This is a genomic window from Leisingera sp. F5 (genome assembly GCF_001593695.1).
Window position 1 is genome coordinate 16,753 of record NZ_LUKH01000001.1, and the last position, 16,067, is coordinate 32,819.

Below are 16,067 nucleotides of genomic sequence, written 5' to 3' on the forward strand. Positions count from 1 at the left end.
GGCGCGGCGTGATTGCTGAAACGTACCTTTGCGCGATGCAGCTGCGCAGCAGCTAAGCTCACGGGCAAGACGCTGAAAAAATTGCTTTTCCGTGGTGTCTCCCGTTTCGAGCCATGTTGCGCAATGCCTGTCGCCACCTCTTGTACGATGTGCAGGGAAGCTTGCCGCACAGGAGACCGCAACCCCGCTTCCAGGTGTCTTGCCGCCTCTGCTCAATGAACGCGGTCTGCACTGCGATACCAGTAACGATTGTCCGACAAGGAGGTTTGAAATGGCCACCCGCAAATCCCAATCCAGCCGTATCGAGGAACTGGAGGACCGAATTGACGAACTGGAGGAACGGCTAGGCCAGGAACCGGAGCGCTATGGCCGCGCAGGCGATGCGCCCCAAGTCTGTTCGCTGCCAGTGCTGCCAAAACGTGAATTTGATGCCGGAGTTTCGTCCGACCGGCAGCGGGCGATATTGGCGACCGGCGATAAATGGGTCAATGGCACAATCATCCATTACTTCCTGTTTTCCAGCGGGCTGTTTGGCGGCGCCAGCGACCAGCAGGCGGTTGTAAGGCAGGCGTTCCAGGTCTGGGAAGATTTGGACATTGGCCTGACTTTCACCGAGGTAACCGATATCCGGGATGCCGAGCTGCGTATCGGATTCCTCCGCAACGATGGCTCATGGTCCTACATTGGTACGGTGGCGCTGCGCGTCGGCCAGCAGGAGCGCACCATGAATTTCGGCTGGGACATTACCCAGGCCGGCCCGAACGGGCTGGATACGGCAATCCATGAGATCGGCCACGCGCTCGGCCTGAAACACGAGCATCAAAACCCCAACGCAGGCATCGTCTGGAACCGCCAGGCGGTGTACGACTTTTTCGCCCGCACGCAGAACCCGCCCTGGGACGAGGAAACGACCGACCACAACATACTGAACAAACTCGACCCGGCGACGGTCGACGGAACGGAATGGGACCCTGACTCGGTCATGCACTATGCCTTTGCCGCGGGCCTGATCAACCAGCCGCCGGAGTTTCGCGGCGGGCTTGAGCCCGCACCCGGGCTTTCGCAAAAGGACAAGGAGGTGGTCCGCCGCTTCTATCCGCCAATCGGCGCGGCGGCGCTGCCGCAGCTCATCCCGTTCAAATCCGAGCAGCTAACCCTGATGCCCGGCGAGCAGAAGAATTTTGCAGTGATCCCGGACCATTCGCGTGATTACACATTTTCAACCTTCGGGTGGTCCGACACGGTGATGGTGCTGTTTGAGGATATTGACGGCACCCCGGTCTATGTGGAGGGCGACGATGACAGCGGCTTTAACCGCAACGCCCGTTTCACCGTTCGGCTGATAAAAGACCGGAGCTATACGCTGCGAATTCGCCTCTATTATGACTGGTCTGCAGGCGGTACGGCAGTCATGATGTGGTAGACGCACGGGTTTTGGTCTGCGTGCCCAGGGAAGAAAACCTGGGCACGCAGCGTGTATCAGCGGTTTGAATGCTTGCCGCGCGGGGCAGCCTATTGGTTTTGATCCGCCCCGGCGGCAGGGCTGCTGCTGTTCAACTTACCCCTCTGCCGTCTCAGCCAGCTCCATATGGCCCCAACCGCGCGACAGCACCCTGCGCAGGATCGGCTCGAAGAACTCCAGCGGCTTGGTCGGGTAGTCCGGGTCAAAGGCGCATTGGTCGTATTTTTCGCAGAAGTACCGGCAATCCTCCCAATGGGGGCTGTCGCGGTATTTGTCCCGCGCGTTGCGGTCGCCGCCGAAATGATGGTTGTAATAGAAGCCCTGGAACACGCAGTGATGTTTCAGAATCCAATGGGTTTTCTCGCTGACATAGGGTTTCATCATCGCCGCCGACAACTCACCATGGTTGTAGGGCGACAGGATATCGCCGGTGTCATGCACCAGGGCGGCCACGATGATTTCGTCATCGGCGCCGTCCTCATAGGCGCGGGTCGCGGCCTGCAGCGAGTGCTGGTAGCGATTCACCGGGTAAGGGGTCCAGTCTTCGTCCAGCGAGCGGATCGCATCCAGAATCCGGTCGGGCAGGGCGGCGTTGTAAGCCTCCTCGTATTTTTCCACCGCGGCCCAGTCTTCGGCGGTGGCGTCTTGGAAACTGGTCCAGGTTGGCTTGTGGCTTTTGTCCAGCATGGCGCGGGTCCTTTGGTTGATCTCTGGAAAAGATAGCGGCACCTGGATAAGCAGAAAAACGAATTGATTTGCTCAATCCGAGCAGAAATAGTGATCAGCATGCAGATCAACGCCTTTGAGACTTTTCTGGCCATCGAGGCCGCCGGCAGTTTTCACGGCGCGGCGCGGCGGCTGCACATCACCCAGACCGCGGTCAGTGCCCGCATCAAGGCGCTGGAGGAAGCGCTGGGCGCCAGCCTGTTCGAGCGCGGTCCGGGCGGCACAAGCCTGTCGGCGGCGGGGCGGCAGTTTTTGCCTTATGCCGAGCAGATGATGCGGACCTGGGAGTTTGTCTCGGGCGATTTGCGGGAAAGCCTGGCGGGACGGGTCTCGCTGCGGCTGGGGGCGCAGCTGTCGGTTTGGGATCCGCTGCTGGTCGATGTGGCCGTCTGGCTGGAACAGGCAGAAGGAACCGTGCCGTTCACGCTGAACTATGATCACGGTCTCAACATGGGCGAAGCGGTGGCGCGCAGGCTCTTGGATCTGGCAATTGTGAACGAGGTTCCCGCAGGCACACGGCTGGGCGTGGAGGAGCTGCCGCCGGAGGAGCTGGTTCTGGTGTCGGACCAGCGGTTGCGGCTGGGACGGGACGCGTTGCCCCTGTTCATCAACCTGGAGTTCGGCAGCGCGTATGCGGCGCAGGTGCAGCAAGTCCTGCCGCAGCGCAGCCGTCAGCATATCGTTTTGGGCAATGCGCCGATGGGCTTACGCTATCTGATGAAGCGCGGCGGTATGGGGTATTTTCCGGCCTATATGGCAGCCGAGGCGCTGGTGGCGGGGCAGATCCACAGGGTGGAGGAGGCGCCGCCAATCCAACTGAGCTGCAAGGTGCTGTACCTGCCTGACAACCCGGCGCTGGAGCAGATCCGCCAGGTGCTGCAAGGGCTGCGGGAAGTGCGTGGAGACGGTTGGGGATGAAAATTCCGGCGCCGGACTTCAGTTTCCTGTCAGGCCGCCGGATTTCTGCGCCACCAGCGCCAGATTGTTGGCGGGCATCTCGACCGCCTGCAGCAGCTCCAGCCCGGTGCCGTGCAGCCAGTCGATGGTGTCGAAATCGTCCTTGTAGCCAATCTGCGGGTCATGGGTGCGGAGGGCTGCATGAAAGTTCCGATCGCCTTCGCTGGTCAGCTCGCCGCCGCGCATGAAAGGCCCGTAGATCACGAAACACCCGCCGGGGGCGAGGGCGGCTGCGGCCTCGGCGATGAGGGTCTTCGTCTCCTCTTCGCTGATCAGATGCAGCAAATTTATCAGCACGATCAAATCCTGCTCCGGGTGATCGGCACCCCAGCCAGGGGCGGTTGCATCCAGCAGCACGGGCGGGGCGATGTTCGCCAGGCCCGCTTCATCGGCATAGGCTTGAATGCTGGCGAGCCGGGCCGCCTCCGCTTCGCTGGGCTGCCACATCAGGCCGGGCAGGCGGGCGGCATAGGCCGCAACATGCTGGCCGGTGCCGCTGGCCAGTTCCAGTGCGCGGCCTTGCGGCGGGGCAACCTCTGCCAAGAGATCGCACAGCACACCGCTGTTGCGGGCGGCGGCGGGGGCGAACAGCTTGCCGCCCTCTGGCGCTGCGACTGAGGCTGATCCGGGGACAGAGCGCACCGGCATCAGCGCAGCCTCGCAGGCGACAGCGCAGCCACTGCGGCGGCGTCGAGTGCAGGCGCGCGCCCGGCCGCCAGATCGGCAATCAGCTGCGAGGCGGCGGGCGCGGTCATGATGCCATAGCCGCCCTGGGCGGCGCACCAGATGAAATCCGGCTGCTCCGGGTCCGGCCCCAGCACCAGGGTGCCGTCGGCCACAAAACTGCGCAGCCCGGCAAAGTTGCTTTCGACCCGCGTCACCGGCTCGGTCACCATTTCCTCGTAGCGGGCCAGACCCTCGGCCAGCACCATGTCGTCGGCATAGGCGTCATGCGGGTCCACAGGGTCGGTATCTGCGGGAGAGACCAAGAGCTTGCCTGCATCGGGTTTGGCGTACCAGGTTTCACCAACACCCAGCAGCATCGGCCAGCCGCTGACGTCGTGGCCGCCAGGCGCCGGCAGCCGCGCCATCGAGCGGCGCTTGGGCTGCAGCCCGATCGCTTCCACACCGGCAAGCGCCGCCACCCTGTCCGCCCAGGCACCCGCGGCGTTGACCAGCTGGCGGGCTTTGTAAGACTCACCGCCCGCGGCGACCTGCCAGCCGCCACTGATGCGGGTGATGGCGGTCACTGGCGCCTTGGTCACAGTCTGACCGCCGGCAGCGCGCAGTGCCTTGGCGAAATCCTGCAGCATCCGGTCGGTGTCGATATCCTCGGCGGCGCCGCTGATGGCGGCAAAGCCGACGGTCTCCGGGTTCAGGATCGGGACCATGGCGCGGGCCTCGTCCAAATCCAGCGTGGCCATGCCCAGCTCGTCCACATCGCGGGCAAATCCGCCGGCATCATCCTTGGCGCCCACCAGCATCAGCCCGCGCGGCGACAAATAACCGTTTTCGCGCAGGTAAGCGGCGCTGGCGCGGTTCAGAGTGACGGTCGGGCCGTGGCCGTAGTTTTCCTCAAACAGCGCGGCGGAGCGGCCGGAGGAATGGTAGCCAAGCGCGTCCTCCATCTCCAGCAGGGTAACGCTGCCAAGATGTGCAAGCCGGGCAGCGGTGCTGGTGCCGGCCATGCCTCCGCCGATGACGATGAAATCCTGCATGGGTCTAATCCTGTTCTTCGAGCCGGTCGGTCGCGGGAGCGGGCCGCGGGCTGAGCGCTGCAATTGCTTGGTAAAGGTCCGCGTCCAGTTTGAAATCCAGCGCTGCCAGCGAGGGCTGCAGCTGCTGGACAGTACGGGCGGAGATGATCGGCACCGGGCGGCTGGGATGCGCGGCGGCCCAGGCGACGGCGAGGGTGGAAGGGTCGGTGCCGCGTTCTGCGGCCAGTGCGGCCAGGGCCTGGGCGGTCTCATGCATGAAAGCCTGCCCGTAGCGGGTCCGGTAACCTTCATCCTCGGTGATGCGGCCGCTGCCGCCGGTGGCGTATTTGCCGGTCAGCAAGCCGCCGCCAAGCGGCGAATAGGGCGCCGCGGTGATGCCCTGGTCGGCACACATCGGCAGGATTTCCACCTCGGCCTGGCGTTTCACCAGCGAATACATCGGCTGCAGGATGTCCACGGCGATGCCGGAGGCGAGGCCCGCCATTTGCGCCGCCATCACCTGCCAGGCGGCAAAATTCGACAGGGCGGCATAGCGGATGGCACCCTCGTCCTTGAGCGATGCAAAACAGTCCATGGTTTCGCGAAGGTCCGTTTCCGGATCGAACCGGTGCAGATAAAACACATCGACCATTTCCAGCCCCAGCCGCCGGCGGCTGCCGTCCAGCTGGGCCCGCAGGTTGGCGGCCCCGGCACCGCCGGTGTAACCGGCCTTGGTGGCGATCAGCAGCTTGTCGCGCTCGGTGCGGATCAGGCGGGCCAGGATCTGTTCCGAGCGGCCACCGGTATAGATCCAGGCGGTGTCGAAATGATTGATCCCGGCCGTCCGGCAGGCGGCATACATTTGGGCTGATTGCACCTCATCCGCGCGGCCGCCGAACTGCATGCAGCCAAAGGCAAAGCGGCTGGCGGGAGTGCCATCGGAACTGGTCAGAGTCTTGCGTGCGGTCTGGGTCATGGCGCGCAGAGTGGCACAGGGGCGAAGGCAGGGAAAGACGGTTTGCACTCTGCGTGCAACCCGGGGCCGGATGCCATATTGCGGCCCGGTTTTCTTGTCATGATCGGCGCGGCAAAGCTACGGAGAGCAAACGTGAAACAGTTTCTGATGATCGGCGCGGCGGCGCTTCTGGCAGCCTGTGCGGGGCCGGAGAAGCCCGATTACTGGTCGGCAACGCGGGCAGGTTCCAGCGCACAGGCGGGAGGGCAGACCGGGGTGCAGACCGGGGCAAGCGGCACAGATTACCGGGCAGCAGCTGAGGCTGAGCTGGCCCCCCATGCAGCGATGCGCCCGGGCCTGCACAAGACCCGCACCGGCGCCCCATGGCTGGTCGCCCATTCGGCGGGTTTCCAGGCTGGCGGCGCACGGCTGACGGCCCGCGAAGCCGCCGGGGCTGCGATTGCCTATAAGGCGTCTGAACGCAAGTCGCCCTATGCGGCAAAGACCCATCTGGGGGATGCACAGACCCGGTTCCGGATCGTCACCGTGGATGGCAGCAGCTTTGCAGTGCTTTTTGCCATCAGCATGCCTAAGGCCGGGCTGCAGACCGGCGGCAGTGCCGCGCTGCAGGAGCTGACAGCCTATGCCGCGCAGATTTCAGGCTGCACCGTGACCGGTGCGCCGTTGGCGGAACGCGACGGCGGGCTTGTACGGCGGCTGGCGGCGCCGGTGCGCTGTTCCTGACCGGGGCCGGGGACACCGAATGAAAAAGGCCCGCCAATTGGCGGGCCTTTTTCATTATTGAGTGACGCGAAGCTTACTGCGGGATGTCGCCGTCCAGGCCTTCGACATAGAAGTTCATGCCTGCCAGGGTGCCGTCGTCCGCGGTTTCGCCCTCTGCCAGCCAGTCCGAGCCGTCTTGCTTTTTGATCGGGCCGGTGAACGGGTGGTAGGAGCCGTTTGCAATGGTTTCTTTGATTTCCAGTGCAGCGGCTTTCACGTCAGCCGGAACCGCGTCGGAAATCTCGCCGATGCCGACCATGCCGGCGCCGATGCCGTCCCAGGTGTCAACCGACTCCCAGGTGCCGTCGATCACCGCCTTGGTGCGGGCGATGTAATAGGGCGCCCAGTCGTCGATGATCGAAGATACACGCGGCTTGGGGCCGTATTCCGCCATGTCCGACGCCTGACCGAAGGTGATCACGTTGCCTGCGGCCTGTGCGGCGGCCTGCGGCGCGGTGGAGTCGGTGTGCTGCAGGATCACGTCAGCACCCTGTTCGATCAGCACCTTGGCGGCGTCCGCCTCTTTCGCCGGGTCGAACCAAGTGAAGGCCCAGACGATCTTGAACTGGACGTCGGGGTTCACCTTCTTGGCGTGGATATAGGCAGAGTTGATGCCGCGCACAACTTCCGGGATCGGGTAGGAGCCGATGTAGCCGACCACGTTGCTTTCGGTCATGTGGCCCGCGATGGTGCCCTGCACCGCGCGGCCCTCATAGAAACGGGCGGAATAGGTCGAGACGTTGTCGGCGCGCTTGTAGCCGGTGGCGTGCTCGAACTTCACGTTCGGGAACTTCTTGGCGACGTTGATGGTCGGGTCCATGTAGCCAAAGGAGGTGGTGAAGATCAGATCCGCGCCTTCCAGCGCCATCTGGGTCATCACCCGCTCGGCGTCGGGGCCTTCGGCGACGTTTTCCACATAGACGGTTTCGACCTTGTCGCCGAACTCGGCTTCGACCGCCTTGCGGCCCTGGTCGTGCTCATAGGTCCAGCCGCCGTCGCCGACGGGGCCGACATAGACAAAGCCCACTTTGGTGGTGTCGGCCATTGCCGCGCCGGTAGCGAGGCCAAGCGCCATCGCGGCGCTGGTCAGAAGGTTGGTCAGTTTCATCAATTTCTCCCCAGTTTGGAATTTTTGGCCCCGGGTCCGGGGCAGTGAAAAGCCCCCCTTAACGGGAGGCGTGGAAGTTGCGGCCAAGCGAGGCGGGTGCGCTGCTTTTATCCGCGGAAAGGATAACAAGCACAATGATTGTAATCAGATAGGGCGACATTGCCAGATACTCGACCGGAATGGCAACGCCTGCCGCCTGCAGATTGAGCTGCACCACGGTGACGCCGCCAAAGAGATAGGCACCCAAGAGCGCGCGCCAGGGTTTCCAGCTGGCAAAAACCACCAGCGCCAGCGCAATCCAGCCGATGCCGGCGGTCATGCCCTCGGTCCATTGCGGCACCCGGATCAGGCTGATATAGGCGCCGCCCAGCCCCGCGCAGGCACCTCCGAACATGATTGCCATCAGGCGGATCTTCAGCACCTTGTATCCCAACGCGTGGGCAGCGTCGTGGTTTTCCCCCACCGCGCGCAGCACCAAGCCGAGGCGCGAGTATTTCAGCACCCACCAGACGGCGGCGGTCAGGGCAATGCCGAAATACAGGATGATGTCATGGCCGAACAGGATCGGGCCGATGACCGGCAGATCGCTGAGAACCGGGATATGGATATCGCCCATCTGCGGCGGTTTCACACCGACATAGGACTGCCCCAGCAGCGCCGACAGCCCCAGCCCGAACAGCGTCAGCGACAGGCCGGAGGCGACCTGATTGGCCTGGGCAAACTGGGTGAGGATGGCAAACAGGACCGACAGGGCGGCGCCCGCAATAGCGGCGGCAATGAAGCCAAGGAGGGGTGAGCCGCTTTCCACCGCCACGGCAAAGCCTGCGATGGCGCCCACGATCATCATCCCCTCGACCCCGAGGTTCAGAACGCCGGATTTCTCGACCACCAGCTCACCGATGGCGGCCAGCAAGAGCGGGGTTGCCGCCACCATCAGCGAGGCGATGAGCAGGACCGGGTTGATTGCAGAAAGATCCATTATGCGGCCTCCGGCTTGCCGATTGCGATGCGGAAATTGGTCAAGAGGTCGAAGGCCAGCAGGAAGAACAGAAGCATCCCCTGGAACACTTGGATGGCCGCGGCGGGCAGCTGCAGGTTCGACTGGGCGATGTCTCCGCCGATGTATGTCAGCGCCATTAGTCCGCCTGCCAGCAGGATGCCCACCGGATGCAAACGGCCCAGGAAGGCGACGATGATCGCGGTAAAGCCATAGCCCACGTTGAAGTCGATGGAGACCTGGCCCGAAGGCCCGGAAACCTCGAACATGCCCGCAAGCCCTGCCAGCGCGCCGGAGGTGCCAAGGCAGAACAGGATTAGGCGGGTGGGGTTCACGCCTGCGAACTTGGCCGCGCGCGGCGCCTCGCCAGTGAGGCGGATGTGATAGCCGGTCATGTGGCGGTTCAGCAGCACATAGGCAAAGATCACCGCGATCAGTGCGGCCACCACACCCCAATGCATGCCGGTGCCGGCAATCAGCTCGGCATTATGGGCGGCGTCCCAGGACTGCAGGTTGCGCGAGCCGGGGAAACCGAAGCCCTCCGGGTTTTTCAGCAGACCCAGCGAGACCGAGGCGAGGAACTGTTCGGCGACATAGACCAGCATCAGGGAGACCAGGATCTCATTGGTGCCGAACCGGGTTTTCAGGATCGCCGGGATCATCGCCCAGAGCCAGCCGCCGAAGGCGCCGGCGATCACCATGAACGGGAAGATCAGAAACGAGTCCGAGGGGTAGAAGGCGAGGCCGGCGCCGGCGCCGAAGATGGCACCCATGATGTACTGGCCCTCGGCGCCGATGTTCCAGATGCCGGCTCTGAACCCCAGCGACAACCCGATGGCAATCAGCACCAGCGGCGCGCCTTTCACCAGCAGCTGCGGGCGGTAATAGAAAGAGAACTCGCCAAACAGCGGCTCCCAGAAAATGATGCGGATCGCCTCTACCGGCGGTTTGCCAAGTGCTGCAAACAGCAATCCGCCAAACAGCATCGTCGCCAGCACCGCCACCAGCGGCGTCGCCATCGACCAGGCGCGCGACGGCTGCGGCCGTTTCTCAAGCCGGATCATAAAGCGGCTCCCTGTTTCATCTTTTCAAAAATACTCTCGCCCCTTGCCCGGCAGGCGGCATTGCCGCCGATAGGGGAGGCGAAAAAACTGCGGGCGGGGTCAGACATGCGCCACCTCCATGCCGTGGGCGCCGCCCATCATCAGGCCGATCTCATCCACCGTCAGGCCTGCGGCCTCGCGCGGGGCGCTCAGGCGGCCTTCGTTCAACGCGGCAAAGCTGTCGGAGATTTCCATCAGCTCATCCAGGTCCTGGCTGATGCAGATCACCGCGGCCCCTTTGGCGGCCAGATCCAGCAGCGACTGGCGGATGGACGCCGCGGCGGCGGCGTCGACGCCCCAGGTCGGCTGGTTCACCACCAGCACATCGGGGTCTTGAAGCACCTCGCGGCCGATCACGAATTTCTGCAGGTTGCCGCCCGACAGCGACCGGGCGGCATTGCCCGGACCCGGCGTGCGCACGTCAAAGGCCTTGATGATGCGCTCGGCAAAATCCTTGGTCGCCCCCCAGTCGAGGAAACCGTTCTTCTCCAGCCCCTCGCGCACCGACCCGGTGAGCATGGCGTTCTCCGTCAGGCTCATATCCGGCGCGGCGGCGTGGCCCAGGCGTTCTTCGGGGGCTGCCAGCACGCCCAGCTTGCGCCGGGCGGTGGGACCAAGGCGGCCAATGGGTTGCCCATGCAGTTTCACCGCATCAGCATCGGTCAGGACCTCGCCCGACAAGACACCCAGCAGCTCGTCCTGGCCGTTGCCCGCCACGCCTCCAATGCCAAGGATCTCGCCCTTGCGCACCGTCAGATGCACGTTCTTCAGCGCGGTGCCAAAGGCCGAAGGCGCCGGCACCGACAGGCCGGAAATATCCATTGCAACACCGCCAAACTCGCGGCTGCCGCGTTCCGGTGTCTGCAGGGTGCTGCCGACCATCATCTCGGCCATGTCACGGGCCGAGGTTTCGGAGGGCGTGCATTCGCCTACGTTCTTACCCAGCCGCAGAATGGTGGCATGATCGCACAGCGTGCGGATTTCCTCCAGCTTGTGCGAAATATAAAGGATCGAAGTGCCCTCGGACTGCAGTTTCTGCAGCGTCTTGAAGAGGATATCGACCTCCTGCGGGGTGAGGACCGAGGTCGGCTCGTCCATGATCAGGAGCTTCGGGTCCTGCAGCAGGCAGCGGATGATCTCGACCCGCTGGCGCTCGCCTGCGGACAAATCGCCAACGGTGCGGAATGGGTCCAGCGGCAATCCGTAGGTTTCCGACACTTCGCGGATACGGGCGGCGAGATCGCGCAACTCCGGCGGGTTTTCCATGCCGAGCGCGATATTCTCGGCCACGTTCAGCGCGTCAAACAGCGAGAAATGCTGGAACACCATGGCGATGCCATCGGCCCGGGCTGCGCGCGGCTCGGCCGGCTCAAAAGGCTGGCCGCGCAACAGCATCTTGCCGCTGTCGGGCTTCACCAGCCCGTAGATCATCTTGACCAGCGTCGATTTCCCGGCGCCGTTTTCGCCAAGCAGGGCATGCACCTCGCCCTCGCCGATGTCAAAGGAAACGGTGTCATTGGCCACAACCCCGGGGTAGGCCTTGGTCAGGCCTTGAAGGCTCAACAGTGGTACGGTCACGCGCGCCGGTCCTTTCTCAGTTCTTCTTTTGCACTCAGCCGCAGCAGCTGGGCCGCGACGCCGACCGCAATCATCTGCGGGTGTTTTCCAAGTTGCGGATCGCCGATCGGGCAGGTGATCCGTGAAATCCGTTCCGGGCTGTGGCCCAGGGCGGCAAGGCGTGACCGGAACCGCGCCCATTTGGTTCTGGAGCCGATCAGCCCGGCGAAGGCAAAGCCGCGGCCCAACAGCGCGTGGCATAGCGCCAGATCCAGCGCATGGGAATAGGTCAGCACCAAATGCGCAGCGTTTTCAGGTGCATGCGGCACCAATAGCGCAGGGTTGGAAGCTGGAACCGTGGTAACCTTGGGCGGGATTTCCGCCGGGAAGCGGTCCGGGGCGGTGTCGGCCCAGGTGATCTCCAGATCCGGTATCGGTGCCAGTACATCCACCAAGGCGCGGCCCACATGGCCCGCGCCCCAGATCCAGACCGGGCTGCTTGGTTTGTGAACGGGTTCGATCATCCAGCCGTCCACCAATTGCGGTTCCGGCTGGATGCCTTGGCTGCGGGCATGGGCAAGGATGCGTTTCACCGCCATCGGCGCCGGCGCAGGAGTGACCGGACGGATGATCAGTTCAGCGTCCAGCACGCCCAGATCCGCGGCCTCGTAAACTTCACTCAGCAACGTGACAGCGCCGCCGCAGCATTGGCCCAGATCCGGCCCCAGCGCATGGGTGCTGAATGCCTTTGGAACCGCTTGCAAACGCGCCGCTTCGGCTGCCTCAAACTCCAGGGTGCCGCCGCCGATGGTGCCGGACTGGCCGGTCCCCCAGACCAGCATCGCGGTGCCGGGCTCCCGTGGGGAGGAGCCGCGGATGGCGGCAATCACCACCCGAACTACGCGGCCATGTTCCCCGACCGCCTCGCGGAGAGCAGCAACGTCAAACCCCATCACGTACCCTCCGGATTGCGCGCCAGACTTCTTCCGCCGTCGCAGGCGCATTCAGCGCCGGATAGGCGGTGCCAAAGGTGGAAACCGCGTCGCTGAGAGCCAGCCAGGCGGAGATACCCAGCATGAAAGGCGGCTCGCCCACGGCCTTGGAGCGATAGATGGTGTCCTCATAGTTCTGCTCGTCCCAAAGCGACACGTTGAACACATCGGGCCGGTCGGAGCAGGCCGGGATCTTGTAGGTGGAGGGCGCATGGGTGTGCAGCCGTCCGGCCTCGTCCCAGACCAGCTCCTCGGTGGTCAGCCAGCCGGCCCCCTGCACATAGCCGCCTTCGATCTGGCCTATGTCCAGCGCTGGGTTCAGCGAGGTGCCGGCGTCATGCAGGATGTCGCAGCGCAGGATGCGGTTTTCGCCGGTCAGGGCGTCCACAACCACTTCAGTCACTGCGGCGCCATAGGCGAAGTAGAAGAACGGACGGCCCTGGCCCTTGATCCGGTCCCATTCGACCTTGGGGGTCTTGTAGAAACCGGTGGCGGACAGGCTGACGCGGCCCTGGTAGCAGGTCATTGCCGCCTGATCGAAAGTCATCTCATCCTGGCCGATGCGGACCTGGCCGTTTTCAAACACGACGTCGCCGGGGCTGGCCTGATGCTGCAGCGCCAGATGCTCTGCCATGCGGTCGCGGATGGTGTCGCAGGCGGCCTTCACCGCCATGCCGTTGAGGTCCGATCCCGACGACGCGGCGGTGGCAGAGGTATTGGGCACTTTGCCGGTGTCGCTGGCGGTGATCTTCACCTTCTCCAGCGGGATGCCAAAGCGGCTGGCGGCGACCTGCGCCACCTTCTGGAACAGCCCCTGGCCCATTTCGGTGCCGCCGTGGTTCAGATGCACCGAGCCGTCCTGGTAGACATGCACCAAAGCGCCGGCCTGGTTCAGATGTGTGAGGGTAAAGGAAATCCCGAATTTCACCGGCGAAAAGGCAATACCGCGCTTCAGGTGGGGCTGGCCTTTGTTCCACTCCGCAATCGCGGCCTTGCGTCCCGCATAGTCCGACGAGCGCAGCAGATCCGCCGTCATCCCATGCAGTTCAAAATCCGTGACCTCCATGCCATAAGGCGTGGAGTTGTCTTTCATCTTTTCAGAAGTACTCCGGGGGGAAGGGGGGGCAGAGCCCCCCTCCGCCGGTGCGGCATAATAATTCCGCTGCCGCAGCTCCGCCGGGTCGATCCCCAGATCATGCGCGATGTGGTCCATCACCCGCTCGATCCCGACCATGCCCTGCGGGCCGCCAAAGCCGCGGTAGGCGGTGGCGCTTTGCCGGTTGGTGCGCAAGCGGTGGCTCTCAATCCGGACATTGGGGATCAGATAGGCGTTGTCGGCGTGCAGCATGGCGCGATCGGCGACCGGCAGCGACAGGTCCTGCGCCCAGCCGCAGTCCACCAGATGCAGGAACTCGACCCCTTGCAGCTGGCCGTCCTCATCGAACCCGGCGCGGTAGGAGATGCGGAAGGCGTGGCGCTTGCCGGTGATCACCATGTCATCGTCGCGGTCATAGCGCATCTTGCAGGGTTTGCCGGTCAGCCGCGCCGCCACGGCGCAGGCGACGGCCAGCGCGTTGCCCTGGCTTTCCTTGCCGCCAAAGCCGCCGCCCATGCGGCGGGTCTCGACGCGCACGGCATGCATTGGCAGGCCGATGGCATCGGCGACCTTGTGCTGGATTTCGGTCGGGTGCTGGGTGGAGGAGAAGACATGCATGCCGCCATCCTCCTGCGGCCAGGCCATGGCCGCCTGGCCTTCGAGGTAGAAATGCTCCTGGCCGCCGAGTTCGAAGCTGCCCTCGACGGTGCGGGCGGCGGCATCTATGGCGGCGGCGGCGTCGCCCTTCTGGTAAATGCGCGGGCCTTCCTCGAACCGGCTGTCTGCAGCCAGGGCGGCGTCCAGGGTCAGCAGCGCGGGTTCTTCGGCATAGTCGACCTTGCCTTTGCGTGCGGCGACGCGGGCGTTGCGATGGCTGTCGGCTACCACTAGGAACACCGGCTGGCCGACGTAGTTGACAGTGCCCGCTGCCAGCAGCGGCTCGTCATGGATCGAAGGGGAAACATCGTTGGAGAACGGCAGCCCCCTGGCGGTCAGCACCGCCACGACGCCGGGGCTGTGCTGCACGTCGTGCAGGTGCATACCAGTGACATGCCCGCGGGCGATCGGGGAGAGGCCGAAGGCCAGATGCAGCGTGCCAGAGGGCGAGGGGATGTCATCCACATAGCGGGCGGCGCCGGTCACATGCAGTTCGGCGGCGTCATGGGGCAGGGGTATTGAAACGCTCATGGTTTCACCTCCAGCACCGAAACTGCCGCGCCGTTCATCTCTGCGAAATAGCGGGAAAGCATGTTGCGCGCGGTTTCCAGCCGGTATTCGGCTGAGGCGCGCATGTCGCTCATCGGGGTGAAGTCCTGATCAAAGGCAGCGGCGGCGGCCTGGATCGTGGCTTCATCCCAGGGCTGGCCTGTGAGAGCGGCCTCGACGTTCGCGGCGCGCTTGGGGATACCTGCCATGCCGCCAAAGGCAATGCGGGCCGTGATGATCCGGCCGTTCCCGACCGTCAGGTTGAAGGCGCCGAGCACGGCGGAGATGTCCTGATCAAAACGCTTCGACAGCTTGTAGACCTTGAGCGTGCCGGGCTGGCGGGGGAAGCTGATAGCCTCGACAAATTCGCCAGAGCCCCGGTCCTGCTTGCCGTAATCGAGGAAGAAATCCTCCAGCGGCAGTTCGCGGGGGCTGTCCCCTTTGCGCAGATGCAGAGTGGCATCCAGCGCGATCAGTGCGGGCGGGGTGTCGCCAATGGGGGAGCCGTTGGCGACATTGCCGCCGACAGTGGCGGCGGCGCGCACCTGCTGGGAGGCGAAGCGGCGCAGCATTTCGGCAAAGGAGGGGTGCAGCGGCTCCATCGCGGTGCGCAGGGCGTTCATGTCGGCCATGGCACCTATGCGGACGGCGGAGTCCGTGACCTCGATTTCTTTCAGGTCTGTACAGCCGTCGAGGAAGATCATTTGCGGCAGGTGGCGCAGCTGCTTGGTAACCCAGAGGCCAACATCGGTGGCGCCAGCGATAAGTGTGGCATCAGGATGTTTTGCATAAAGAACCGCCAGTTCATCCGCCGACTGGGGCATCAGCGGCTGGGTGCCGGGGGCGACCGGGCGGTCGCGGGTAATCCAGTCCGGCACCGGAGCATCCTTGGCGGTCTCAGCCGCGCGGATGATCGGGGCGTAGCCTGTGCAGCGGCAAAGGTTGCCTGCCAGCTGGTCGTCAAAATCCGCCGCACCATTGGTATGGGCGGTGACCATCGACATGATGAAGCCGGGGGTGCAGAAACCGCATTGGCTGCCGTGCTGGTCCACCATCGCCTGCTGGACGGGGTGCAGGCTGCCGTCCGGGCCCGCGGCACCCTCTACGGTACGGACGGATTTTCCATTGAGCTGCGGCAGGAACAGGATGCAGGCGTTCAGCGCTTTCGATCCACGTGAATCGGTGACCATCACGGTGCAGGCACCGCAATCGCCCTCGTTGCAGCCTTCTTTGGTGCCGGTGAGACCCTTAGCGTCGCGCAGCCAGTCCAGCAGCGTGGACGAAGGGTCTGCGTGTTCGATCAGAACGTCTTCACCATTCAGACGAAAGGCGAGTGCCATCTTCCCGAGACCCGCCGCGTTACCCTGTTGACCCGATGTGCCTCCCTTCGATGCGGCGTAGAAGGAGAGGCGGGCTGTGTGTTGCTTG

The 16,067-nt window shown here is 64.2% G+C and carries 14 protein-coding genes; 3 read left to right on the forward strand and 11 right to left on the reverse strand.

Features of this window, described 5'->3' with window-relative positions:
• Positions 1-271 precede the first annotated feature (271 nt).
• A complete protein-coding gene (locus A2I95_RS00070; RefSeq protein ID WP_291726478.1) occupies positions 272-1,423 on the forward strand; it encodes a M12 family metallopeptidase in 1,152 nt (383 codons plus the stop codon).
• Between the two features lie 135 nt (positions 1,424-1,558).
• Here the strand turns inward: A2I95_RS00070 and A2I95_RS00075 are convergent, their stop codons facing one another.
• A complete protein-coding gene (locus A2I95_RS00075; RefSeq protein ID WP_291726480.1) occupies positions 1,559-2,149 on the reverse strand; it encodes an HD domain-containing protein in 591 nt (196 codons plus the stop codon).
• 99 nt (positions 2,150-2,248) lie between these two features.
• Here A2I95_RS00075 and A2I95_RS00080 point away from each other — a divergent pair, with 99 nt between their 5' ends.
• Positions 2,249-3,106, forward strand: a complete 858-nt coding sequence (locus A2I95_RS00080) for a LysR family transcriptional regulator (RefSeq protein ID WP_291726952.1) — start codon at positions 2,249-2,251, stop codon at positions 3,104-3,106.
• Between the two features lie 18 nt (positions 3,107-3,124).
• On the opposite strand, the gene A2I95_RS00085 is transcribed toward A2I95_RS00080, so the two are convergent.
• Genes A2I95_RS00085 through A2I95_RS00095 form a run of 3 tightly spaced genes read right to left on the reverse strand, consistent with a single transcriptional unit; the run spans position 3,125 to position 5,818 of the window.
• Positions 3,125-3,793 carry a DUF938 domain-containing protein gene (locus A2I95_RS00085; RefSeq protein WP_291726482.1) on the reverse strand — a complete coding sequence of 223 codons (669 nt, stop codon included), beginning with the start codon at positions 3,791-3,793 and terminating at the stop codon, positions 3,125-3,127.
• The gene (locus tag A2I95_RS00090) at positions 3,793-4,863 is read right to left on the reverse strand and encodes an FAD-binding oxidoreductase (RefSeq protein WP_291726484.1); all 1,071 of its coding nucleotides are present in this window, start codon (positions 4,861-4,863) and stop codon (positions 3,793-3,795) included. The genes A2I95_RS00085 and A2I95_RS00090 overlap by 1 nt, the downstream gene beginning before the upstream one ends.
• 4 nt (positions 4,864-4,867) lie before the next feature.
• Positions 4,868-5,818, reverse strand: a complete 951-nt coding sequence (locus tag A2I95_RS00095) for an aldo/keto reductase (RefSeq protein WP_291726486.1) — start codon at positions 5,816-5,818, stop codon at positions 4,868-4,870.
• Positions 5,819-5,950: 132 nt separating this feature from the next.
• Here A2I95_RS00095 and A2I95_RS00100 point away from each other — a divergent pair, with 132 nt between their 5' ends.
• Positions 5,951-6,541, forward strand: coding sequence for a hypothetical protein (locus A2I95_RS00100; protein WP_291726489.1), 591 nt, complete (start codon positions 5,951-5,953; stop codon positions 6,539-6,541).
• Between the two features lie 73 nt (positions 6,542-6,614).
• Here the strand turns inward: A2I95_RS00100 and A2I95_RS00105 are convergent, their stop codons facing one another.
• The 7 genes from A2I95_RS00105 to A2I95_RS00135 all read right to left on the reverse strand — a co-directional run bounded on the left by A2I95_RS00105 (position 6,615) and on the right by A2I95_RS00135 (position 15,979).
• On the reverse strand, positions 6,615-7,688 hold the full coding sequence (locus tag A2I95_RS00105; protein ID WP_291726491.1) for a BMP family ABC transporter substrate-binding protein: 1,074 nt from the start codon (positions 7,686-7,688) through the stop codon (positions 6,615-6,617).
• Between the two features lie 58 nt (positions 7,689-7,746).
• On the reverse strand, positions 7,747-8,667 hold the full coding sequence (locus A2I95_RS00110; RefSeq protein WP_291726492.1) for an ABC transporter permease: 921 nt from the start codon (positions 8,665-8,667) through the stop codon (positions 7,747-7,749).
• On the reverse strand, positions 8,667-9,749 hold the full coding sequence (locus tag A2I95_RS00115) for an ABC transporter permease (RefSeq protein WP_291726494.1): 1,083 nt from the start codon (positions 9,747-9,749) through the stop codon (positions 8,667-8,669). The genes A2I95_RS00110 and A2I95_RS00115 overlap by 1 nt, the downstream gene beginning before the upstream one ends.
• Positions 9,750-9,848: 99 nt before the next feature.
• A complete protein-coding gene (locus A2I95_RS00120) occupies positions 9,849-11,366 on the reverse strand; it encodes an ABC transporter ATP-binding protein (protein ID WP_291726496.1) in 1,518 nt (505 codons plus the stop codon).
• Positions 11,363-12,298 carry a xanthine dehydrogenase accessory protein XdhC gene (xdhC, locus tag A2I95_RS00125; RefSeq protein WP_291726498.1) on the reverse strand — a complete coding sequence of 312 codons (936 nt, stop codon included), beginning with the start codon at positions 12,296-12,298 and terminating at the stop codon, positions 11,363-11,365. Before xdhC ends, A2I95_RS00120 begins: the two co-directional genes overlap by 4 nt.
• On the reverse strand, positions 12,288-14,621 hold the full coding sequence (xdhB, locus tag A2I95_RS00130; protein WP_291726500.1) for a xanthine dehydrogenase molybdopterin binding subunit: 2,334 nt from the start codon (positions 14,619-14,621) through the stop codon (positions 12,288-12,290). The genes xdhC and xdhB overlap by 11 nt, the downstream gene beginning before the upstream one ends.
• Positions 14,618-15,979, reverse strand: a complete 1,362-nt coding sequence (locus tag A2I95_RS00135) for a xanthine dehydrogenase small subunit (RefSeq protein ID WP_291726502.1) — start codon at positions 15,977-15,979, stop codon at positions 14,618-14,620. Before A2I95_RS00135 ends, xdhB begins: the two co-directional genes overlap by 4 nt.
• Positions 15,980-16,067 lie beyond the last annotated feature (88 nt).

Excerpts from the sequence above, each read along its gene's own strand:
- A2I95_RS00110 (WP_291726492.1), bottom strand. The coding sequence starts at position 8,667 with ATGGATCTTTCTGCAATCAACCCGGTCCTGCTCATCGCCTCGCTGATG.
- A2I95_RS00075 (WP_291726480.1), bottom strand. The coding sequence starts at position 2,149 with ATGCTGGACAAAAGCCACAAGCCAACCTGGACCAGTTTCCAAGACGCC.
- A2I95_RS00080 (WP_291726952.1), top strand. The coding sequence starts at position 2,249 with ATGCAGATCAACGCCTTTGAGACTTTTCTGGCCATCGAGGCCGCCGGC.
- A2I95_RS00105 (WP_291726491.1), bottom strand. The coding sequence starts at position 7,688 with ATGAAACTGACCAACCTTCTGACCAGCGCCGCGATGGCGCTTGGCCTC.
- xdhB (WP_291726500.1), bottom strand. The coding sequence starts at position 14,621 with ATGAGCGTTTCAATACCCCTGCCCCATGACGCCGCCGAACTGCATGTG.
- A2I95_RS00135 (WP_291726502.1), bottom strand. The coding sequence starts at position 15,979 with ATGGCACTCGCCTTTCGTCTGAATGGTGAAGACGTTCTGATCGAACAC.
- A2I95_RS00090 (WP_291726484.1), bottom strand. The coding sequence starts at position 4,863 with ATGCAGGATTTCATCGTCATCGGCGGAGGCATGGCCGGCACCAGCACC.
- A2I95_RS00070 (WP_291726478.1), top strand. The coding sequence starts at position 272 with ATGGCCACCCGCAAATCCCAATCCAGCCGTATCGAGGAACTGGAGGAC.
- xdhC (WP_291726498.1), bottom strand. The coding sequence starts at position 12,298 with ATGGGGTTTGACGTTGCTGCTCTCCGCGAGGCGGTCGGGGAACATGGC.
- A2I95_RS00085 (WP_291726482.1), bottom strand. The coding sequence starts at position 3,793 with ATGCCGGTGCGCTCTGTCCCCGGATCAGCCTCAGTCGCAGCGCCAGAG.
- A2I95_RS00095 (WP_291726486.1), bottom strand. The coding sequence starts at position 5,818 with ATGACCCAGACCGCACGCAAGACTCTGACCAGTTCCGATGGCACTCCC.
- A2I95_RS00115 (WP_291726494.1), bottom strand. The coding sequence starts at position 9,749 with ATGATCCGGCTTGAGAAACGGCCGCAGCCGTCGCGCGCCTGGTCGATG.